19 protein-coding genes and 1 riboswitch are annotated in these 20598 nt (G+C 70.6%); of the genes, 4 read left to right on the plus strand and 15 right to left on the minus strand.

Going from position 1 to position 20598, the window contains the following annotated elements:
* Window positions 1-158: 158 nt before the first annotated feature.
* Window positions 159-1301, minus strand: coding sequence for a glycosyltransferase family 4 protein (locus ACGFWI_RS35925; RefSeq protein WP_393910268.1), 1143 nt, complete (start codon window positions 1299-1301; stop codon window positions 159-161).
* Between the two features lie 251 nt (window positions 1302-1552).
* Between ACGFWI_RS35925 and ACGFWI_RS35930 the strand changes: the two genes are divergently transcribed.
* The gene (locus ACGFWI_RS35930) at window positions 1553-2875 is read left to right on the plus strand and encodes a glycosyltransferase 87 family protein (protein ID WP_393910286.1); all 1323 of its coding nucleotides are present in this window, start codon (window positions 1553-1555) and stop codon (window positions 2873-2875) included.
* 97 nt (window positions 2876-2972) lie between these two features.
* Here the strand turns inward: ACGFWI_RS35930 and ACGFWI_RS35935 are convergent, their stop codons facing one another.
* The 5 genes from ACGFWI_RS35935 to ACGFWI_RS35955 form a co-directional block, all read right to left on the minus strand.
* Complete coding sequence (locus ACGFWI_RS35935; RefSeq protein WP_393910269.1) at window positions 2973-4355, minus strand: hypothetical protein; 1383 nt, start codon at window positions 4353-4355, stop codon at window positions 2973-2975.
* Between the two features lie 51 nt (window positions 4356-4406).
* Window positions 4407-5459 carry an NlpC/P60 family protein gene (locus ACGFWI_RS35940; RefSeq protein WP_393910270.1) on the minus strand — a complete coding sequence of 351 codons (1053 nt, stop codon included), beginning with the start codon at window positions 5457-5459 and terminating at the stop codon, window positions 4407-4409.
* Between the two features lie 234 nt (window positions 5460-5693).
* Window positions 5694-6719: an NlpC/P60 family protein gene (locus ACGFWI_RS35945; RefSeq protein ID WP_393910271.1), complete on the minus strand. Its 1026-nt coding sequence runs from the start codon at window positions 6717-6719 to the stop codon at window positions 5694-5696.
* A 303-nt stretch (window positions 6720-7022) separates the two neighbouring features.
* A complete protein-coding gene (locus ACGFWI_RS35950) occupies window positions 7023-8396 on the minus strand; it encodes an NYN domain-containing protein (RefSeq protein WP_393910272.1) in 1374 nt (457 codons plus the stop codon).
* Between the two features lie 18 nt (window positions 8397-8414).
* Window positions 8415-8654 carry a hypothetical protein gene (locus tag ACGFWI_RS35955; RefSeq protein WP_030086623.1) on the minus strand — a complete coding sequence of 80 codons (240 nt, stop codon included), beginning with the start codon at window positions 8652-8654 and terminating at the stop codon, window positions 8415-8417.
* 292 nt (window positions 8655-8946) lie between these two features.
* Between ACGFWI_RS35955 and ACGFWI_RS35960 the strand changes: the two genes are divergently transcribed.
* Entirely contained in the window at window positions 8947-9627 is a 681-nt protein-coding gene (locus ACGFWI_RS35960) for a rhomboid family intramembrane serine protease (RefSeq protein WP_393910287.1), read from the plus strand.
* Complete coding sequence (locus ACGFWI_RS35965; RefSeq protein WP_393910273.1) at window positions 9624-9905, plus strand: Lrp/AsnC ligand binding domain-containing protein; 282 nt, start codon at window positions 9624-9626, stop codon at window positions 9903-9905. The genes ACGFWI_RS35960 and ACGFWI_RS35965 overlap by 4 nt, the downstream gene beginning before the upstream one ends.
* A 473-nt stretch (window positions 9906-10378) precedes the next feature.
* Here ACGFWI_RS35965 and ACGFWI_RS35970 read toward each other — a convergent pair whose 3' ends face one another.
* From ACGFWI_RS35970 to ACGFWI_RS35995, 6 genes are all read right to left on the minus strand, one after another.
* Window positions 10379-11749, minus strand: coding sequence for an aminotransferase class V-fold PLP-dependent enzyme (locus tag ACGFWI_RS35970; RefSeq protein WP_393910274.1), 1371 nt, complete (start codon window positions 11747-11749; stop codon window positions 10379-10381).
* A gap of 169 nt (window positions 11750-11918) precedes the next feature.
* Window positions 11919-12036: riboswitch (SAM riboswitch) on the minus strand.
* Window positions 12037-12127: 91 nt separating this feature from the next.
* The gene (trpD, locus tag ACGFWI_RS35975) at window positions 12128-13192 is read right to left on the minus strand and encodes an anthranilate phosphoribosyltransferase (RefSeq protein WP_393910275.1); all 1065 of its coding nucleotides are present in this window, start codon (window positions 13190-13192) and stop codon (window positions 12128-12130) included.
* Between the two features lie 175 nt (window positions 13193-13367).
* Complete coding sequence (locus ACGFWI_RS35980; RefSeq protein ID WP_393910276.1) at window positions 13368-15005, minus strand: cytochrome bc complex cytochrome b subunit; 1638 nt, start codon at window positions 15003-15005, stop codon at window positions 13368-13370.
* Window positions 15002-16066, minus strand: coding sequence for a Rieske 2Fe-2S domain-containing protein (locus ACGFWI_RS35985; protein ID WP_393910277.1), 1065 nt, complete (start codon window positions 16064-16066; stop codon window positions 15002-15004). Before ACGFWI_RS35985 ends, ACGFWI_RS35980 begins: the two co-directional genes overlap by 4 nt.
* Window positions 16063-16872, minus strand: a complete 810-nt coding sequence (locus ACGFWI_RS35990; RefSeq protein WP_393910278.1) for a c-type cytochrome — start codon at window positions 16870-16872, stop codon at window positions 16063-16065. Before ACGFWI_RS35990 ends, ACGFWI_RS35985 begins: the two co-directional genes overlap by 4 nt.
* An 87-nt stretch (window positions 16873-16959) precedes the next feature.
* A complete protein-coding gene (locus ACGFWI_RS35995) occupies window positions 16960-17580 on the minus strand; it encodes a heme-copper oxidase subunit III (protein WP_393910279.1) in 621 nt (206 codons plus the stop codon).
* A 263-nt stretch (window positions 17581-17843) separates the two neighbouring features.
* Between ACGFWI_RS35995 and ACGFWI_RS36000 the strand changes: the two genes are divergently transcribed.
* Window positions 17844-18245 (plus strand): hypothetical protein, encoded by a 402-nt coding sequence (locus ACGFWI_RS36000; protein WP_362614685.1) that lies wholly within the window; start codon window positions 17844-17846, stop codon window positions 18243-18245.
* Window positions 18246-18264: 19 nt separating this feature from the next.
* On the opposite strand, the gene ACGFWI_RS36005 is transcribed toward ACGFWI_RS36000, so the two are convergent.
* The 3 genes from ACGFWI_RS36005 to ACGFWI_RS36015 form a co-directional block, all read right to left on the minus strand.
* Window positions 18265-19539, minus strand: a complete 1275-nt coding sequence (locus tag ACGFWI_RS36005; RefSeq protein WP_393910280.1) for an Ig-like domain-containing protein — start codon at window positions 19537-19539, stop codon at window positions 18265-18267.
* 135 nt (window positions 19540-19674) lie between these two features.
* Window positions 19675-20073 (minus strand): cytochrome c oxidase subunit 4, encoded by a 399-nt coding sequence (locus ACGFWI_RS36010; RefSeq protein ID WP_393910281.1) that lies wholly within the window; start codon window positions 20071-20073, stop codon window positions 19675-19677.
* A partial coding sequence (locus ACGFWI_RS36015) for a cbb3-type cytochrome c oxidase subunit I (RefSeq protein WP_393910282.1) occupies window positions 20070-20598 on the minus strand: 529 nt, incomplete at its 5' end. The genes ACGFWI_RS36015 and ACGFWI_RS36010, both read right to left, overlap by 4 nt.

Here is a 20598-nt window from a genome sequence, read left to right on the forward strand (position 1 = left end):
GATTGTCGTTTCCCCCCGAACGCGGTCCGCTCGCGCCGCACCGGCGGACGTGCCGCGGCCCGGCGGCACGGACCGGCCGCCCGGAGCGGCGGACCCGCGGCGCGGAACGGAGTCACGGGCCCGCGGTGCCGGGCCGTTGCGCCGGCCGCGGGCGGTCCCTACAGCAGTTCCTTGAGCCGTTCCGCCAGCAGGTCCCAGCGCCACTTCTCCTCCACCCAGGCGCGGCCGCGTGCGCCCATGGTGCGGCGCAGGGCGGGGTCCCGGAGCAGGGTGACGATGCGGTCAGCGGTGGGGGCCGGGGAGCCGCCGGGGACGACCCAGCCCGTCTCGCCGTCCAGGACGGCGTCGGGGGCGCCGCCCGAGTCACCCGCCACCACGGGGAGTCCGGTGGCGGAGGCCTCCAGGTAGACGATGCCGAGGCCCTCGACGTCCAGCCCGCCACGGCGGGTGCGGCAGGGCATCGCGAAGACGTCGCCGGCGCCGAAGTGGGCCGGCAGCTCCTCCCACGGGACCGCGCCGGTGAAGCGCACCGAGTCCCCGACGCCCTTCTCCAGGGCCAGTGCGCGCAGCTCCTTCTCGTACGGGCCGCCGCCGACGATCAGCAGGACGGCATCGGGCACCGCGGACACGATGGCCGGCATCGCCTCGATCAGGGTGTCCTGGCCCTTGCGCGGGACGAGCCGCGAGACACACACCACCACCGGCCGGCCGGTGAGCCCGAGCGCGGCCCGTACGGCATCGCCCCCCGAGCCGGGGTGGAAGGTCTTCTCGTCCACGCCGGGCGGGAGTTGGACCATCCGTCCGGCGGCTTCCGGGGTGAGCGCACCGGCGATCCGCGAGCGGGTGTACTCGCCGAGGTAGGTGAGCGTGTCGGTGCCTTCACCGATCCGGCGCAGCAGCCGGCGGGCGGCCGGCAGCTGCGCCCAGCCCGCCTCGTGGCCGTGCGTGGTCGCCACGATGCGGCGCGCACCGGCCGAGCGCAGCGCGGGCGCCATCAGCCCGAGCGGCGCCGCCGCGCCGAACCACACGGAGGAGCAGCCGTGTTCACGCAGCAGCCCGGTGGCCCGCCGGGTCACCCTCGGGGTGGGCAGCAGCATCGTCGTACGGTCGCGTACCACCGGGAACGGCTGCTCGGCGTCGAAGGCGGCGGTGGCCGCGCGACCCTCCGCGCTGCGCTTCCAGGTCGAGGCGTAGACGACGACCTGGGAGGGGTCCAGGCGCAGCGCCATGCTGTGCAGGAAGGCCTGGATGCCGCCGGGCCGGGGCGGGAAGTCGTTCGTGACGATCAAGGTCTTGTGCACGATGGTCTCTCGGCGGTCGGTCTCGGCGGTTCCGGCCCGACAGTACCGGTCGGCGGACAGCCGGGGGCGGCCCGCCCCGCCCCGCCCGTCCCTCGTCTACGGTCGTGACCAGCCGCCACCGGCATCATGCGGACAGCGCGGGCGGGGAGCGGTCGGCAGGGCCCGTGCGCGCGGGGCCACAGGCGGCCCGGGCAGCACAGGCGGGCAACTGCGGCACAGGCGGGCAACGGCCGAGGAGCGACGAGGTGACGATGAGCAGCATCAGCAGAGCGCGCGGGGTGGGGCTCCCGGTCGCGGCGTGGGCCGTGACCCGGGCCCTGGTCCTGCTGTGCGTCCTGAGGGTGCTGGTGCTGCCGGGGCCGGATGTCACCACCGATGTCTCGGTGATCTACCACGGCTGGTTCGAGATCCTGAAGACCGGCACCTTCCCGCTGGCGGATGTGACCTGGCAGTACCCGCCGGCCGCCGCGCTCGCGATCCTGTCCCCCGGCCTGCTGCCGTTCCTGGACTACGCCCCGGCGTTCTTCACCCTGATCCTGGTCACGGACGCGGCGGCGCTGGCGCTGTTCCTGCGGGCCGGCCGGCGGCCCGGCCATCGCCCGGCGGGGGCCTGGGTGTGGATCGCGGGCGTGGCGCTGCTGGGCCCGACCGCGTACGCCCGCTACGACCTGATGGTCGCCGCGGTCGCCGCCGCCGCGTTGTTCGCGGCCGCCCGCCGACCGCGGGTGGCGGGCGCCCTGATCGCTTTCGGTGCGCTGCTGAAGGCCTGGCCCGTACTGCTGCTGACGGGGGCGGCGGTGCGCGGCCGCCGGGCACGCGCCCTGTGGGGGAGCGCGGCCGGCATCGCGGCCGGGCTGACCCTGCTCTGCATGGTCGCGGCACCGGGCGCGCTGGCCTTCCTCACCTTCCAGCGCGACCGCGGCACGGAGGTCGAGTCGCTCGGCGCGCTGGTCTTCCATGTCGCCCGGCAGTACGGGTGGGACGGACAGGTCCTGCTGCACTACGGCTCGCTGGAGTTCCTCGGGCCGGGCGTCCCGCTCGTCAGCACCCTGGCGCTCACCCTGAGCCTCGCCGCCGTGGGCTGGCTGTTCCTGTGGCGGGTGCGCGCCCGGGAGTTCGGCCCCGCGACGCTGTGCGACGCCGCCTTCACCGCCACCCTGCTGTTCACGACCACCAGCCGCGTCATCAGCCCGCAGTACATGCTCTGGCTGGTGGGGCTCGCCGCGGTGTGCATGACCGTACGCGCCAGCCGGCAGGCGCTGCCGGCGCTGCTGGTCCTGCCGGCCACCGGGATCACGCTGCTGGAGTTCCCCGTCTGGTTCGCGCACATCGTGGCGAGCGACCTCCAGGCCGTCGTGCTGCTGGCCGCGCGCAACGGCCTGCTGGTCGCCGCCTCGCTGCTCGCCTGCCGCCGGCTGTGGGTCTCGACGCGCGGCGGCGGTCAGGGGCGTACGGGCCCTGTCGGCGTGGTCAGCGCACGCCGGCCGGTCGGCGAGACCACCGCGGCTCCCCCACAGCTCACGAGCTCCGCCCCGCAGGCACCGGCGGACGGGTCGCCGTCATCGGGCCCCTGAGCCAGGCCCCGCGCCGCCGCGGCTGTGCCCGCAGGCGGCGCAACGGCCGTCCGCGCCTCCGCACGGACGGACCGCCCAGCCGGCCCGCCGCCCGCCCTCACCGCCGCAGCTGTGCCTTCACATACGCCCGCCACTGCCGGGTGAACTCCGCGAGTCCGACGCCCAGTTGGGAGCGCAGGGCCCGGTCCGTCCGGTCGGCGTGGGCCGGCGGCCGACGACCGGCGCCGGCCCGTGAGGCCGGACGGGAGCCCGCGGCGACCGCCGTGGCCGCCTCCATCGGCGCTCCCGCGCTCCCCGACGAGACACGTATCGCGCTCTTGCCGGCCGCCCGGTAGAAGGCGATCAGTTTGGCCTCGCCCCACTTGTCGGCGATCATCCGGCAGGCCAGCCAGCTGCCCTCGTAGGCCTTGGCCAGCCGGTCGGCGCCGGCCTTGAAGCCGAAGTCCTCGTCGGTCGGCAGACGGCCGGGGGCCTTGCCCCGGGCGACCGCTCGGGTGAGTTCCGGGGCGGTGGTGGCGGCCTTGCGGCGGCCGCCCCGGTAGGCGACCCAGTCGGCGAAGCCCTCCGAGAGCCACAGCGGGGTCGCCGCCGTGGTGGCCGTGCGGGTGGCGACATGGGTGGTCTCGTGGGTGAGGACCACCCTGCGGCCCAGGTCGTTGAGCTCCTCGTAGGCATCGGGGTTGATGATCACGCGGTCCGCCGGCGTGCTCGTCGAGACGCCCGCCTCGCCCGTGGTGACCGCCGCGATCCCGGCATAGCCGGACGCATCGTCGCTGCCCATCAGCTGTGCCATCCGCTCGACCGAGTCCGGCGACTCGACCACGACCTTCTTCGACCACTTCCCCTTCCAGGCAGCCGAGACCGCGGGCACCGCCCGGTCCACCCGGCGCGCCAGATCCTTCAGCCGCGCCAGATGCCCGGCGCCGCCCAGGATCAGGCTGTGCCGGCCGCGGACCAGCCGCACCGGGCCCTGGTCCCACAGCTGGCGGGTGCCGCTCCGGCCCGCCGCCGCGCCCTCGGTGTCGGAGGAGATCAGCCAGTGGCCGTGGCGCCGGGTCAGGGTGAGGTACTGGACGGCGTGCACCGGCGAGGTGTCATAGCCCTTGATGCGGTAGCGCAGCCGCACCTTCGCGGCCAGATGTGTGTCGGATTCGCCGGCCGCGAGCGGGAAGGCGCCGGTCGAATCGAGGTCGTAGTGCCAGTCGGCCAGCGGCACGGCTGCCAGATGAGCGAACATCGTGCGCTGTCGGTCCCGGTAGCCGCCGGCCCGCGGGTCGACGGAGGCGAGGAAGCCCACCGCGTCCCGCCGCTGGACGGCCCGCGCACGGGTGTCGAGCATCCGCTGGACGTCCGGGTAGCGGGCCGGTGTGGAGGTCGCGGGCGCACAGCCGGCCAGCGGGGCGAGCAGCGCGAGGAGCAGGGCGGCGCAGCCCGCCGCCCCGGCCCGCGACGGCCGCCGTCCCGCCCACTGGTGTGACATGCGGACGATCGTAGATCCGCCCCGGCCGGGGCAAAAACGCTGCGCTCCGCCTCAGGGCCTGGTGACGGACGAGATCGGCAGCATCCCGACGGGGTCGTAGCGGACCCGTGCGCCGGGATAGGGCGCGTGGACCACTTGGCCATTGCCGACGTACATCCCGACGTGGCTGGCGTCCGAGCGGTAGATGACCAGGTCACCGGGCTGCATCCGGCTGAGGGGCACCTGCCGGCCGGCGCCGCGCTGAGCCTGCGAGGTACGCGGGATGGAGACGCCGGCCCGGCCGTAGGCCCATTGGGTGAGTCCGGAGCAGTCGAAGGCCGAGGGCCCGTTGCCTCCCCACGCGTACGGCGAGCCGACCGCGGCGCGCACCGCGGCGACGGCCGCGGCGGCCCGTCCGGAGGCCGGTACGGCTCCCCGCAGGTCCGGGACCGCCTCATGGCGCCCGTCGCTCCTGGAGGCCCGGGCGTAGGCCTCCCTGGCGTCCCTGGGGAGCGCGCTCAGCAGCCGCCGCGCGGTGGTCAGCTTGCGCTGGACGTCCTTCTTGTGGCGCGCGACCTCCTTGCGGCCGGCCTCCAGCTCCGCCAGCTTCCCGGCAGTCTCCCTGCGCTGCTGCTCCAGGGAGCGCTGTGCGGCCCTCAGCCCGTGCAGCTCGCCGGCCTGGCGGGTCCCGAGCCGGTCGAGGGCGGAGGCCTTCTCCAGGTAGCTGTCGGGCCGTTCGGAGAGCATCAGCTTGACGGTGGGGTCCATCCCGCCGGCCCGGTACTGGGCGGCGGCCAGCGCGCCCAGCCTGCCGCGCATCCGGTTGACCCGCTCCTGGGCGCGGGCGGTGCGGTCCTGCAGGGCCGCCACCTGGTCGCGCAGCTTCTTGGTCCGTGCGTCCGCGCCGTTGAACTTCTCGGTGGCCCGCTCCGCCTGCTCGTAGAGGTGGTCGACCCGCGTGGTCGCCGTATCGCGGCCGACGGCCGTGCGGCTGACGGGGGTGGGGTCGGCGGAGGCCTGTGGGGCCGACAGCGCGGCGGCCGCGGTCGCCAGGGCGGCCGAGACCACGGTGACCCCGGCGAGGGTGGTCGGGCCGTGCTGCGAGGTACGGCGGTGGGACGCCACGAGAGCCGCACTCCTTCCGTGTGCAGCCCCTGCCGCCCCGGGAGGGCGGTCGGTGAACCGGATGCTGCGAGGGCAGACAGTAACGGCGCCGGTGCGATCCGGCCAAAGCGGCCTTTTCGTACGCAAAAAGCCGCCCCGCCGGTGACTGTGCAGGTCACCGGCGGGGCGGCAAGTCAGCGGCCGAGGCCGCAATTCGCCCGTTCGGGCGGCAGGTTGAGAGGGTTGTGAGGCTTTTCAGACCCGCACGCCGAACGCGAACGGCATGTTGCCGATCGGCTCGTAGCGCACGGCGGCGCCGGGCTTCGGCGCGTGCAGCACCTGGCCGTTGCCCGCGTAGAGGCCGATGTGGTGCAGGTCGCCGTAGAAGAGCACCAGATCGCCGGGCTTGAGGGCGCTCTGCGAGCCGATCCGGGTACCGGCGTTGGCCTGCGCCTGCGAGGTACGCGGCAGCGACTGGCCGGCCTGCTGGTAGGCCCAGGAGGTCAGACCCGAGCAGTCGAAGGAGGACGGGCCGGTGGCGCCCCAGACGTACGGCGAACCTATCTTGGACTGTGCGGCGGCCAGGGCGGCCGCGCCGCGCTGCGAAGCCGGCACGTCATCGCCGAGGCTGACCCGCTGGTTGCTGCGGTTGGCACGGTTCTCCGCGGCCTGCATGGCCGCCCGCTCCTTGGCGGTCATCTGGTTGAGCAGCTGCTGCGCCTTGCCCAGCTTGCCCTTGATCTCGTCCTTCTTGTCACCGAGCGCCTTACGGGTCTCGGAGAGGTCCTGGATCTTGCTCGTGGCCTCCGAGCGCTCCTGGGCCAGCCGGCGCTGCTTGTCCGCGATGGTCTTCAGCTGGTCGGCCTGCTTGCCGCTCAACTGGTCGAGCGTGGCGGCCTTTTCGAGGTAGGTGTCCGGGTCACCGGAGAGGAACAGCTGAACCGAAGGGTCGATGCTGCCGCTGCGGTACTGGCCGGAGGCGACGGCGCCCAGGCCCTTGCGCATCTGGTTGAGCTCACCCTGGCCACGGGCGACCTTGTCCTGGAGGTCGTCGACCTCCTTCTGGAGCTTGTCCTGCTGCTCCTTGACCCCGTCGTACTTCTCGGTGGCCTGCTCCGCCTGCGAGTAGAGCTTGTCGACCTCGGACTTGACGTCCTTCTTCGACTGATGAGGGGCGGCCTGGGCGGCCTGGGACGAAAGGGCAACGGCCGCCGCGGCGGTGGCGGTGAGCACGGTCACGCGAGTACGGCTCGGCTGCTTGGGTCGACGGTGGGACGCCACGGGGGCGAGCTCCTTCTTCCTCCAGCCGCCTACCGGGAAGTGGGGGGGTGAGACCCCGGCTCCGCGTGAACGCCGCGGACTCGGCGGTACCTTCACCTGTTCATCCCGGTTGGATAATCATCTGCATGAAGGTTCGGGCCTGACCTTAGTAACCGAGCTGTGATCGCTTCAAATCCTCAGGGGAAAAATCTGCGCCACCAGCCCCATCTTTTACCAACATCACACAGCCAGTGAGCATCAACTGACGCTCAGAGACGGATTACCCGCGATTTCCCGTGTTCCGACGCTCCGGGCGGTGGCGCGTCAGGTCCGCGCAAGTCGTTTGAGGAGCAGGGCCGATGCGACCGGCCGCGCCCCGGCCCTCGCCACACCGTCGGCCACTTCCCGGTCCGTGGAGACCACGACGACCGGACGGCCGGGCGGTTCGGCCCGAACCAGCTGACGAATCAACTCATCGGCCGTTACGCCCGGTTTGCTGAAAAGGACCCGGACCCCGCGCGGCGGCGCGAGCAGTACCGGCGCCGCCAGCTCCGCCCCGTCGAAGACACAGGTCATCTCCGCACCGGTCTGGGCCGCCAGCACCGCGAGACCACCCAGCAGCCGCAGCCGCTGCTTGTCGAGCGGCATGGTCGGATAGCCGGTTTTGGTGACGTTGTAGCCATCCACCACCAAATGCGCCTGCGGCAGCGCCAGAAGCTGGTCGAGCAGCGCCGGATCCATCTCCGACAGCGCCCGGGTCGCAATGTCCTTCGGCGTCATCCGGCCCGGTGCGACCGCCTCGACGGTGTCCGCCGGGTGGACGCTGGCGGGCGGCAGTGCCAGCTCGCGGCGCAGCCCCTGCGCGGCGTCCAGGACCGTGTCCAGCAGCAGCCGCAGCCGCATGTCCTCGACGCTGCGGCCCTCGCGGGTGGAGCGTCGGCTGGCCTCCAGCGCCGCCTCGGCCTCCGCGATCCGCGCCTTGAGCCGGCGCACTTCGCTGTCCGCCGCGGTCTTCTCCGTGGCCGCCCGGTCCCGTACGTCCGCCATGGCGCGCTCGGCCTTGCGCACCGCGGCCTCACCGCGCTTGACATCGCTCAGTGCGCTGCGCAGCTTGCGCCGCAGCGACTCGTTCTCCTTGCGGACGGCATCCAGGTCCACCCGGATCCGGTCGGCCTCCGTGCGGGCCTCGCCGCGCGCCTGCCCCAGCTCCTCGCGCAGCCTGGCCAGCTCCCGTTCGGCCTCCTCGCCGGCCCGTTCGGCGCGCGCCCGCTGCGCCTCCTCGCCGGCCGCCGCGACGAGCTTGACCCAGCCTTCGGGGCGCAGCACATAGGCGGCCGCCGCGACATCGAGCGGATCGGCGGCCGCGGGCGGAGTGCCGTGCTCCAGCGCGTCGGCGAGCTCCGACTGCGCCTCACGCAGCTTGCCCGCGATCCGCTGCCGGAAGACCGCATCGCTCTCCAGCGCCGCGGCCATCGCATTTCCGGCGAATTTGGCCCGACGAGTCGGGGTGAACCGGGCGTACTGCCGCAGTGGGGGCGGAAGTTCGGTGAGGGTCAGTGCGCCGAACGACTCCGCGGTGAGCGCCACGACACGGCGCCGTACGCCCTCGGGCAGCGGACGGTCGAGCACTTCGTCGGCCGCACCCTCGGGTGCGTCGTCACGCTGGGCCCCCGGCTCCCCTTCTGGACGGTCCACCACGGCTGCATCGCTCCGATCTCAGGCGTTCGCGCCCGGGCGGTCGACCAGCTCGATCTGGTCGACCGCGTTGCACCAGCGGCAGCGCACGGACTCGATGCTCTCACTGAGGACCTCGCGCTCCTCCACCGTCGGCGCCCCGGCCAGGTCCAGGTGGACGTACTCCACGACCTTCGACCGGCGGGTCACATCGAAACGCGTGAGGTTGCCGCACAGGGTGCAGCGCCACCGGGTTCCGTCCGTCGGCAGGGGAACAGCCATCGTGTCGTCCTCTTTCGTGCTCGTCGTCTCGTGCTGCTGCGCGGTTCACACGGTGCGCCGTCGGCTCGCGGAAGTACGCAAAGTACTGCCTGTAACCCTACGGCCTGATGGGGGGCCGGTGCGGGCCCGCCCAGGTGCCGGGATGCGGCGAGGCACTCTGTCCCGATTGCCCGCATTGGGTCATGATCACCTCATGACGGTGCCGGCCCCCTCACCCCGCTCTCCCCGCTCGTCCGGTCTCCTCCCCCGCCCTCCGCACCCCACCCGGTCACTGGCCGCGGTGTTCTCGCGGATGACGAATGTGCTGATCGGCCTGTGCTGTGCGGTCTTCGTGGTCGGCCCCGCCTCCGGCCTGAACCGGATATACGGCACCGGCGATGCCCTGCTGAAGGCCCAGACCGCGTATTTCGAGCGGTGGGGCGTGATCCCGCTGCATCTGTGGAGCGGTTCGGTACGGGCGCTGATCACCCCGCTCACCGCGTTGTTCGTGCACGGCAGCTGGCTGCATCTGCTCGGCAACGTGCTCTTCCTGTACGTCTTCGGCGGGATGACCGAGGCACGTATGGGCAGGCTGCCGTTCGCCGCCTTCTACCTCATCATCGGCTACCTGGCGCTGCTCGGCTACGCGGCCGCACACGCCGCCTCGGGCCAGACGCTGGTGGGCGCCTCCGGCTCGATCTCCGGCGTACTGGGCGCCTTCCTCTTTCTGTTCCCCACGGCCCGGGTCACCAGCGTCTTCCCGTTCCTGTTCTTCCTGCCGCTGCGCTTCCCCGCCTGGATCGTGCTGCTGTTCTGGTTCTTCCTTCAGTGGCAGGCCGCGCAGGACGACCCCCGCGGTCCCGGCGTCGCCTACCTCGCCCATGTCGTCGGCTTCGCGCTCGGCTTCCTGTACGCCTGGGCCCGATACGGGAGGGATAGTGTGGGGGCCACCGGGGGAGATGACCGGGCAACCGAGGGAGAGAGCCAGCCGTGATCACGTCGATCGTGCTCATCAAGACCAACGTGGACCAGATCCCGGAGATTGCCGCGAAGATCGCCGCGCTGGAAGGTGTCAGCGAGGTCTACTCGGTCACCGGAGCCCACGATCTGATCGCGATGGTGCGGGTCGCCGCCCACGACGACCTCGCCGACGTCATCCCGGGCCGGATCAGCAAGGTGCCCGGCGTCGCCGCCACGGAGACGCACATCGCGTTCCGTACGTACTCCCAGCACGACCTTGAGGCGGCGTTCGCGATCGGCCTCGACGCGTAGCCCTTTCTTTCCCACGTTTTCGCTGCGCTTTGCCTTGCGCACCACGTTGTCGGCCTTGCTCGCCGTTGCGCCTCTCCGCTGCGCTTTGCCTTGCGCCCCACGTTGTCGGCCTTGCTCGCCGTTGCGCCTCTCCGCTGCGCTTTGCCTTGCGCCCCACGTTGTCGGCCTTGCTCGCCGTTGCGCCTGCGGCGGGCTGGGGTCGCTGCGCGGGGCTGTCGGGTGCGGTGCCGCTCCTCCGGACTTCGTCCTGCGGCGCGTCCCCTCCCGTTGAGGGGTGGAAAAGGCTGGTGGGGGTGCCGGTAGGTGGTCCAGTGCGCCTTGCGTCTCGCCCGTGAACCGGCGGGCCGAACGCCCGCCCCCACCCACGTTTCACCCATCCACTCACCGTACCCACAGCCCCGCGCAGCGGACCCGGCCCGCCGCCAGGCGCAACGGCGGACAACCACTACGGCGAGAGAGCCGACAACGTGGGATCAGACGGCGGGCACACAACGCCCGTCCTCCGTGCGGTAGTTCCAGCGCGCACCGTCCGCCACCAGTTCCTTGACCGCCCGGACGAACCGCTCGACGTGCTCGTCGGGCGTCCCGGCACCGAAGCTGACCCGGATGGCGTTCAGCGACCGCTCACCGGGCGCCGCCTCCGGGGCCCCGCACTCCCCCGGCTCCTGCGGCTCGCTGCCCAGCAGGGTCCGTACGAGCGGGTGCGCGCAGAACAGGCCGTCGCGGACGCCGATGCCGTACTCCGCCGACAGCGCCGCCGCGAAGTGCGAGCTGTTCCAGCCCTCGACGACGAAGGAGAGGACGCCCACCCGCGCCGCGTCCTCGCCGAAGAGCGAGAGCACGTTCACCTCGGGCACCTCGGCCAGCCCTTCCCGCACCCGGGCGATCAGCTCCTGCTCACGGGCGACCAGGCCCTCGAATCCGGCCTCGGTCAGCGCCCGGCAGGCCGAGGCGATCGCATAGGCGCCGATGACGTTCGGCGAACCGGCCTCGTGCCGCGCGGCGGTGGTGTGCCACTCGACGTCCACGCCGCCGTCCGTCCGCCGGGAGACCTTGCGGCTGGCGCCGCCGCCGGCCAGATACGGTTCGGCGTCCTGCAGCCAGTCCGCGCGGCCGGCCAACACACCGGCGCCGAACGGCGCGTACAGCTTGTGCCCGGAGAAGGCGATCCAGTCGACGTCCAGGTCCGCGATGTCCACGGGGTGGTGCGGGGCGAGCTGCGCCGCGTCCAGCACGATCCGCGCGCCGTGCGCATGTGCGGCGGTCGCCAGCTCCCGCACCGGCCACAGCTCACCGGTCACATTCGACGCACCGGTCACACAGACCAGCGCCGGGCCGTAGGGCTCCCGCTCGGCCAGCGCCTTCTCCAGGGTGTCCACCGCCTGCTGCGGGGTGCGCGGCGCGTTGAGGTAGGTCACCGCGACATCCGCGCGCTGCTCCCACGGCAGGAGCGAGGCGTGATGCTCGGTCTCGAAGACAAACACCCGGGTGCCCTGCGGGAGTACGGCGGCGAGCAGGTTCAGCGAGTCGGTGGTGGAGCGGGTGAAGACCACCTGGTCCTCGGACCCGCAGCCCAGGAACTCCGCGATCGTCCGGCGGCTGTTCTCGAAGAGGTCGGTGGACAGCTGCGAGAGGTACCCGGCGCCGCGGTGCACACTGCCGTAGTACGGGGCGTAGGCCGCCACGTCGTCCCAGACCCGCTGCAGCGCGGGCGCGCTGGCGGCGTAGTCCAGCGCGGCGTAGTCGACCTCGCCGCCGGTCACGAGCGGAACGAGGACGTCCCGGCCGAGAACCGGCAGCGGGGCACACACGGAGCGGTCGGCGGCAACGGCGGAAACAGACATGGCGAACTCCCGTAAGAGGTAAGCGAATTCGCTGCGGGCGGGGCGCAGGAGCGCACGGCACGGCGCCGCAGCGGAAAAGGAAAAGAGGTGCGGAAAAGGGGCCGTCGAGCCCTATCGCATTCGCTGATTCACGGAAGTTCTCCCTCGGGGACCAGGATCCCTGGCGAGGGATCCGCGCTTGCCGCAGACCTCGCTGCCTGCGGCCTGGTCATCACCCGGGGCACCCCGCCACGGAAGGAGGGTTGCCGGACAGCGGGCCGGGGCCTGCATCGCTGTCACTCGTGACCTGCGCAGAATCATGCCACACCGGCAACATCGCGCAAGCCCCGGTCCGTATACCGGACCGGGGCTTGCGTCACACTCTGCGTCACCGCGCGCTCATGTGTTGCTGGCGGCCACCCAGCGCTCCAGCGCCTGAAGCGCCGCACCCGAGTCGATCGCGGCGGCGGCCCTGTCGATACCGGCCCGGATCTGTTCCGCCAGTGGGGCGTCGGTCGGCTCCAGCGCGACCAGCGCCGCCGCGGAGTTCAGCAGCACCGCATCGCGCACCGGACCGGTCTCCCCGTCCAGCAGCCGGCGGGCCACCTCCGCGTTGTACGACGCGTCCGCGCCGCGCAGCGCCTCCACCGGCACCAGCGGGATCCCCACGTCCCGCGGGTCGAAGGCCTCCTCGCGCACCGTGCCGTCCCGGACGATCCAGACCCGGGAGGTCGCGGTCGTGGTCAGCTCGTCCAGGCCGTCGTCGCCCCGGAAGACCAGCGCCGACGAGCCGCGCTCGGCGAGCACCCCGGCCAGGATCGGCGCCATCCGGGCGTCGGCGACTCCGGTCGCCTGGGCGCCGACCCTCGCGGGGTTGGTCAGCGGGCCCAGCGCATTGAACGTCGTACGGATGCCGAGCTGGCCCCGGGCGTTGGCGACATGCCGCAGCGAGGGGTGGAACATCACCGCGAAGCAGAAGGTGATGCCCGCTTCCTGGGCGACCTCGGTGACCCGCTGCGGGGTGAGGTCGAGATTGACGCCGAGCTTCTCCAGCACGTCGGAGGAGCCGCTGTCCGAGGACGCGGCGCGGTTGCCGTGCTTGACGACCTTGGCGCCGGTGCCGGCCACCACGATCGAGGACATCGTGGAGATGTTGACGGTCTTGGCGCCGTCGCCGCCGGTGCCGACGATGTCCACGCTCGGCCCGGGCACCTCGATCAGCCGGGCGTGCGCATACATCGTGCGCACCAGTCCGGAGATCTCCGCGACGGTCTCGCCCTTGGCCCGCAGCGCCACCGCGAAGCCGGCGATCTGGGCGTCGGTGGCCTCGCCCCGCATGATCTTGTCCATCGCCCATGCGGTGTCGTCCGCGGCGAGGTCATGGCCGTCGAGCAGGGCGTTGAGGACGCCCGGCCAGGTGTGAGCCGCCACGCTGTCGCCGCCCACCGGGGTCACAACGTTCATGGTCCACACTCCTGGTTCGTCTCCTGCTTATGCCGTCACCCTATCGAGACGACGGCACGCCGGAGGGCCCCGTCCGGATTGGGGTCTCCCCTGCTCGGCCGAGGCCGAGCGCGGGGAGGGACGGGGCCCTCTGGGTGGCGTGCTACTTACGGTGCGCTACGAGGCGCCGCGGTGATCAGTGGTGGCCGTGGCCGCTGGTGATCTCCTTGTACTCCTCCACCGTGGGCTTCGGGATGACGTTGTCCTCGCCGTAGAAGTTCTGCGAGAGCCGGGCGCGCAGCTTCTGCGAGAGCGACAGCTTGCGTGCCACACCGTTCTCGTCGACCTCCGGGCCGAGCTCGACCGGGGTGGGCTGCTCGTGCTGCGTGAGCACGTGCAGCTGCTCCTGGTCGAGGGGCTCGTGGACCTCGATGAACTCACCGTGCGGCAGGCGCTTGATGATGCCGGACTCGCGTCCGTGCAGCACCTTGTCCCTGTCGCGCCGCTGCAGACCCAGGCAGAACCGCTTGGTGGCGATGAAGCCCAGCACCGGCCCGACGAAGAACGCGATCCGGACGAACCAGGTGATCGAGTTGATCGACAGGTGGAAGTGGGTGGCCCACAGGTCGTTGCCGCCACCGATCAGCATCACGAAGTACGCGATCAGCCAGGCGACACCGAAGCCGGTACGGGTCGGGACGTTGCGCGGGCGGTCCAGGATGTGGTGCTCGCGCTTGTCACCCTTGATCCAGGACTCGACGAACGGGTAGACCGCGATCGCGACCAGGACCAGCGGGAAGATGATGATCGGGATCAGCACACCGAAGTTGACGGTGTGGCCCCAGAAGTTCCACTCCCAGCCCGGCATGACACGCACCAGACCCTCGGCGAAGCCCATGTACCAGTCGGGCTGGGCGCCGGTGGACACCTGGTCGGGCCGGTAGGGGCCGATCGCCCACACCGGGTTGATGCTGGCGATCGCGGCGATCGCGGCGATCACACCGAAGACCAGGAAGAAGAAGCCTCCGGCCTTGGCCATGTAGACCGGCAGCAGCGGCATGCCCACGACGTTGTTGTTGGTCTTGCCGGCACCGGGGAACTGGGTGTGCTTGTGGTAGAAGACCAGGATCAGGTGCGCCACCAGCAGGCCGAGCATGATGCCCGGCAGCAGCAGGACGTGCACCGTGAAGAACCGCGGGATGATGTCGTGCCCCGGGAACTCCCCGCCGAAGATGAAGAACTGCAGGTACGAACCGACCAGCGGCATCGCCAGGACGACGCCCTCGATGAACCGCACACCGGTACCGGAGAGCAGGTCGTCGGGGAGCGAGTAGCCGGTGAAGCCGGTGAACATGCCCAGCACGAACAGCAGGAAGCCGAACAGCCAGTTGACCTCGCGCGGCTTGCGGAAGGCGCCGGTGAAGAACACCCGCATCATGTGGACCATCATCGCGGCCAGGAAGACCAGCGCCGCCCAGTGGTGGATCTGGCGGATGAGCAGGCCACCGCGGACGTCGAAGCTGATGTCCAGCGTCGACTCGAAGGCCTGCGTCATCCGGATCCCCTGCATGGGCACATAGGAACCGTGATAGGTCACCTCGGCCATGCTCGGGTGGAAGAACAGCGTCAGATAGACACCGGTCAGGATGATGATGATGAAGCTGTAGAGCGCGACCTCACCCAGCATGAAGGACCAGTGGTCCGGGAAGATCTTGCGCATGTTGGACTTGGCGAGGCTGTAGATGCCCAGCCGGCCGTCCGCCCAGTCCGCGATCCGCTCGCCCCGTGGCGCGGGGCCACGGCGTGTGGTGGTCGCGGTTGTCTCGTTACTCATCCGCGCTCCCAGAAGCTCGGGCCGACGGGCTCCGCGAAGCCGGTTGCGGCCTCCAGGAAGCCGTCCTTCTCCGTGATGTGCAGCTGCGGCAGGGCGTGTCCGGCCGGGCCGAAGATCACCCGGCCACCGTCAGAGAGGTCGAACGTCGACTGGTGGCAGGGGCAGAGCACGTGGTGGGTCTGCTGCTCGTACAGGCTGATCGGGCAACCCACGTGGGTGCAGATCTTCGAGTACGCCACGATGCCCTCGTGCGACCAGGAGAGTTCGTGCTTGTCCTTGATGTCCTGCGGCTGGATCCGCACGAGCATCAGGGCGTCCTTGGCGATCTTCTCGGCGAACTCCTCGTCGTTCTCCTCCAGGCCCTCGGGCTTGGCGAACGTCAGGGAGCCGACCGCGATGTCCTCGGGACGCAGCGGGAGGTTGGTGGACTGGTTGACGAGCCGGACGCCCTTCTTCCAGTTCGTGGTGCGCAGCTTGGTCCCGGGCAGCGGCCCGAGGTCACGCAGCAGGACGACGCCGGAGAGCGGCACCAGGGCCAGCGCGCCGAACATCGTGTTGCGGATCAGCTTGCGGCGGCCGAACTGCGACTCCTTCGCGCCCTCCGCGAAGTCCGCCATCACCTTGGCCTTGACCTCGGGCGAAGCCTCGATCGGGTGGCGCTCGTCGGCGACCTCCTCGTCCGACATCAGCGTGCGGGCCCAGTGGACCGCACCGGCGCCGATGCAGAAGAGCGCCGCTCCGAGCGTCAGACCGAGCGCGAAGTTCAGCGCGCTGATGTGACCGATCGGCCAGATGTAGACGATCTTGTCGATCGGGATCGCCACGTACGAGGCGATGAAGGCGACCGTGGCCACCATCGACACCAGGAAGAGGAGGGCCACGGTGCGCTCGGAGCGCCTCGCGGCCTGCTCGTCGATGTCCTGGGCCCGGTGCTCGTGGGCCGGCAGGCCCGGGTCGGCGAACGGGTTCTCCGCCGTGGCCACCGCGCCTTCGTGAGCCGTCTCCCGCTCACCGGGAAGTGTTTCTTCTGGCACGTCTTCGTGTCGTCCAGTCTCGCTCATGACTTCTTGGCCTTCGTAGTCCGGGCTGCGACCCAGATGGCGACCGCGATCAGCGCGCCCAGGCCGAAGATGTAGCCGAAGAGACCCTCGCTGACCGGGCCGAGACCGCCCAGGTCGAGGCCGCCGGGGCTCTCGGATTCATCGCCGTTGACGGCGTCGAGGTACGCGATGATGTCCTTCTTGTTCTCCTTCGCCAGCGAGCCGTCGCCGAAGGAGGGCATGTTCTGCGGGCCGGTTTCCATGGCCTCGTAGATGTGCTTCGGGTCCACACCCTCGAGCGTCGGTGCGAACTTGCCGTCGGTCAGGGCGCCGCCCTTGCCGGTGAAGTTGTGGCACTGCGCGCAGTTGGTGCGGAACAGCTCGCCGCCCTTGCCGATGTTGGCGCCTTCGGGGCTGTACTGCTCCTTGGACGGCACGCTCGGGCCGGGGCCCAGCGACGCGACATAGGCCGCGAGCTGATCGATCTGGGCGTTGTTGTAGATGTTCTTCTTCTTCGGCACCTGGGCGCCGGGCTGCTGGGCGGGCATACGGCCGGTGCCCACCTGGAAGTCGACGGCTGCGGCGCCCACGCCGACCAGGCTCGGGCCGTCGGAGGTGCCCTGACCGCCGGTGCCGTGGCAGCTGGCGCAGCCCACGGCGAAGAGCTTCTTGCCCTCCTTGACGGCAAGAGACTGGGCGGTGTCATCGGCCTGAGCCTTGTCCGCCGGCGCGAACGCGGCGTACAGCCCCCCAGTGACCGCCAGCGCGAAGAGTAGGACGACGAGCGCCGCCAGCGGATGGCGCCGTCGTGCGGAGAGCTTTTTCACGGATTACCCCGGTGTCAGGATCTTCTGCGTCGATGCTTTGGCTATGTCTGTCTGAAATGCGGGCCCGGCAGTCGGGCCCGGTACCGGTTACCGGATCAGGTAGATCGTGGCGAAGAGGCCGATCCAGACGACATCGACGAAGTGCCAGTAGTAGGACACGACGATGGCCGCGGTGGCCTGCGTGTGGGTGAACCTCTTGGCCGCGTACGTCCTGCCCAGGACCAGCAGGAAGGCGATCAGACCGCCCGTCACATGCATTCCGTGGAAGCCGGTGGTCAGGTAGAACACCGAGCCGTACGGGCCGGACGAGAGCGACAGGCCCTCGTGCTTGACCAGCTCCGTGTACTCGAAGACCTGACCGCCGATGAAGATCGCACCCATGATGAAGGTGACCACGAACCAGGCCCGGAGCTTCTTGACATCGCCGCGCTCGGCCGCGAAAACGCCGAGCTGGCAGGTCAGAGAGCTGAGCACCAGGATCGTGGTGTTGGTCGCGGAGAACGGAAGATTCAGCGCACTGGCGGATTCCTTCCAATACTCGGATCCGGTCACCGAACGAAGGGTGAAGTACATCGCGAAGAGGGCCGCGAAGAACATCAGCTCGGAACTCAGCCAGATGATGGTTCCGACGCTGGTGAGGTTCGGCCGATTGACCGACGGGTGCGCGTGCCCGGTTTCTACTGTCGTTGCTGTCGCCACGACCGACATTATGTCGGTCGCTTATCCCGCCCTCACTCCGGGGGGTGCCGTTCGGTGTGTCAAGGGCGTATGCCCTGCTCGTACGGCCCATTTCGCCGGTCGCCCGAAGGGGGGACGCATCGGGGGCGCCGACGCGCGCCGGCCGCGCCGGAGCCGGTCCTGACGGCCCGTCGGGCAGATCTTGGATCCGCCCAACCCCTCCTGCGGGCCCACGCTCCGGGAGTAGCATCCGCCTCACCCGATGCTGTGCCGCTACGAAGCGTGGAGGAACGATGCAGGCGACTGCCACGGTGCTGGTCTACAGCGACAACGCCAACACCCGCGAGCAGGTCCGGCTGGCGGCCGGACGGCGCCCCGCCGCCGATGCCCCGCAGATCGAGATCCTGGAGTGCGCCACCGCGCCCGCCGTCCTCACGGCCCTGGAGCAGGGCGGCATCGACGTCTGTGTGCTGGACGGCGAGACGGCGCCCGCCGGCGGGATGGGCGTCTGCCGGCAGATCAAGGACGAGATCTTCCGGTGTCCGCCGGTGCTGCTGCTGATCGGCCGCCCCCAGGACGCCTGGCTGGCCACCTGGAGCCGTGCGGATGCCGCGGTGACGCATCCGCTGGACCCGGTGGCCTTCGCCGACGCCCTGGCCGGCCTGCTGCGCCGCAGGAACCTCGTACAGGCCTGAGCGGCCCGCTGGGCGGCGCTCAGAATTTCGGGCGCAGCCGGGCGTCGTCGGCGGGGTTCTGGGCGCGGTCGGCGGCTCCTGTGGTGCTGGAGGCCTTGCTCTTCAGCGCGCTGCCGTCGCGCCATTCCTGCCAGGGCATGTTCCAGTCTCCGAAGCCGTTGTCGAACGGCGTCATGGTGTCGCCGCCGCTGTTGACGACCTTGACGACGTCGCCGACCCGCACGGTGTTGAAGAACCACTGGGCGTTGCTGGTGGACATGCCCGTACAGCCGTGGCTGACGTTCGCCGCGCCCTGTGATCCGACGGACCAGGGTGCGGCGTGGACGTACTCACCGCTCCAGGTCACCCGGGTGGCCCAGTAGACCGGCAGATCATAGGAGTCCCCGCTCCCGGCGGCGATGCCGACCGTCGAGCTGCGCATCCGTACGAAGCTCTCCTTGCCGAGGACGACCTTGACGCCGTTGCGGGTGGAGAAGCCGGGCTTGCCGGTGGTCACGGGGATGGTGTTGATCGACTCCCCGTTGCGCAGCACCGTCATCTGGTGCGTCGCCGCGTCCGTGATGGCCTCCACCCGGTCGCCGGTGGTGAGCTTCACCGGCTTGGACGAGCCTCCGTAGAGCCCCTTGGCAACCTTCAGGCCCGCCAGGTTGCTGTGCACCGAGATGGTGGCGTGCGCGGGCCAGTACGCCTTGGGGCGGAAGTGCAGTTTCTTGTCGTCTACCCAGTGCCAGGCGCCCTGGACCCGCGGCATCGAGTCGACCTTCAGGGCGCTCTCGACGATGGCCCGGGCCTTCTGGTCCTTGATCGGCTGGCTCAGCTCGGCGGTGACCGGCTGGCCGACGCCGTACTCGCCCGCCTTCGGGCCGAAGGTGGCGGTCAACTGGCCGTCGGCCCCCTGGGTGTTGACCACCAGGGTCTTACGGCCGGGCGAACCGTCCTCCTCCTCGGTGCTCACCCGCACCGTGTAGCGGCTGCCGGCGGCCAGTGGCACCGTGGTGCGCCAGTGCCTGCCGTCGGCGCTCAGCTCGCCGCGCACGAAGCGGCCGGTGGCATCGGTGGCGGTCACATCGGTGATCCGCGCGTCGTCCCCCTTGACGGAGACCTCAAGCGGCTTGTCGGGGTCCGCTTTCTTGTTGCCGTCGGGAGTATTGGCCGAGATCTGGTCGGCCGCGTCGTAGGGGTTGGCGGAGAGCGCTTCCGAATCCGAGCCCCCGCACGCGGTGGCGCTCACCGCAAGGGGCACGAGCAGGAGGCCGCAGCTCAGCACCGTCCGGGTTCGAGGTCTGTGACTCATGCCCCAAAAATATGAAGAATCACCTGTCTCAGCGCGCTGAAGGACTGCAAACGGGTCTGTCCCGCGCCTCCAAACGAGGCGGGCCCGGACACCTGTTGAGGTGTCCGGGCCCGCCGTACGGCAGATACGCCGTGGTTACTGCGTGCGGTTCTCGCCGCGGTAGTACTCGAAGACCCAGCCGAAGAGGCCGACGAAGATCACCGGGAGGGAGAAGTACAGCAGCCACCAGCCGAAGACGACGCCCAGGAAGGCGAGCGCGCCACCGATGGCCAGGGACAGCGGCTGCCAGCTGTGCGGGCTGAAGAAGCCCAGCTCACCGGCGTCGTCCGAGACCTCGGCGTTCTCGTTGTCCTGTGCGCCGGCGTCGACCCGCCGGGCCGTGAAGGCCAGGTAGTAGCCGACCATGATGCACAGCCCGAAGGCGAGGAACAGTGCGGTGGTACCCGCGGGCTCCTTCGACCAGACGCCATAGACGATCGCCATGGCGAGGACGAAGACGGAGAGCCAGATGAACATCTTGCCCTGGATCTTCACTTGCCCGCCTCCTTGCCGCCGGCGAGGGCCTTGTCATCCTCGGAGGCGCGGCCGTTGTGCAGCGCATCGAGGGCTGCGATCTCCGGGTGGTGCAGATCGAACGCCGGGGATTCGGAGCGAATGCGCGGCAGGGTGAGGAAGTTGTGCCGCGGCGGCGGGCAGGACGTCGCCCACTCCAGCGAGCGGCCGTAGCCCCACGGGTCGTCGACCTCGACCTTCTCGCCGTACTTCGCCGTCTTCCAGACGTTGTAGAGGAACGGCAGGATCGACAGGCCCAGCAGGAACGAGCTGATCGTCGAGATGGTGTTCAGCGTCGTGAATCCGTCGGCCGCGAGGTAGTCCGCGTAACGCCGCGGCATGCCCTCGGCACCCAGCCAGTGCTGGACGAGGAAGGTGCCGTGGAAGCCCACGAACAGCGTCCAGAAGGTGATCTTGCCGAGCCGCTCGTCCAGCATCTTGCCGGTGAACTTCGGCCACCAGAAGTGGAAGCCGGCGAACATCGCGAAGACGACCGTACCGAAGACC

This window comes from Streptomyces sp. NPDC048434 (assembly GCF_043200375.1).
Classification (GTDB): Bacteria; Actinomycetota; Actinomycetes; order Streptomycetales; family Streptomycetaceae; genus Streptomyces.

Excerpts from the sequence above, each read along its gene's own strand:
- ACGFWI_RS35995 (WP_393910279.1), bottom strand. The coding sequence starts at position 17,580 with ATGTCGGTCGTGGCGACAGCAACGACAGTAGAAACCGGGCACGCGCAC.
- ACGFWI_RS36000 (WP_362614685.1), top strand. The coding sequence starts at position 17,844 with ATGCAGGCGACTGCCACGGTGCTGGTCTACAGCGACAACGCCAACACC.
- ACGFWI_RS35960 (WP_393910287.1), top strand. The coding sequence starts at position 8,947 with ATGACGAATGTGCTGATCGGCCTGTGCTGTGCGGTCTTCGTGGTCGGC.
- ACGFWI_RS35930 (WP_393910286.1), top strand. The coding sequence starts at position 1,553 with ATGAGCAGCATCAGCAGAGCGCGCGGGGTGGGGCTCCCGGTCGCGGCG.
- ACGFWI_RS35955 (WP_030086623.1), bottom strand. The coding sequence starts at position 8,654 with ATGGCTGTTCCCCTGCCGACGGACGGAACCCGGTGGCGCTGCACCCTG.
- ACGFWI_RS36005 (WP_393910280.1), bottom strand. The coding sequence starts at position 19,539 with ATGAGTCACAGACCTCGAACCCGGACGGTGCTGAGCTGCGGCCTCCTG.
- ACGFWI_RS35970 (WP_393910274.1), bottom strand. The coding sequence starts at position 11,749 with ATGTCTGTTTCCGCCGTTGCCGCCGACCGCTCCGTGTGTGCCCCGCTG.
- ACGFWI_RS35985 (WP_393910277.1), bottom strand. The coding sequence starts at position 16,066 with ATGAGCGAGACTGGACGACACGAAGACGTGCCAGAAGAAACACTTCCC.
- ACGFWI_RS35935 (WP_393910269.1), bottom strand. The coding sequence starts at position 4,355 with ATGTCACACCAGTGGGCGGGACGGCGGCCGTCGCGGGCCGGGGCGGCG.
- ACGFWI_RS35980 (WP_393910276.1), bottom strand. The coding sequence starts at position 15,005 with ATGAGTAACGAGACAACCGCGACCACCACACGCCGTGGCCCCGCGCCA.
- trpD (WP_393910275.1), bottom strand. The coding sequence starts at position 13,192 with ATGAACGTTGTGACCCCGGTGGGCGGCGACAGCGTGGCGGCTCACACC.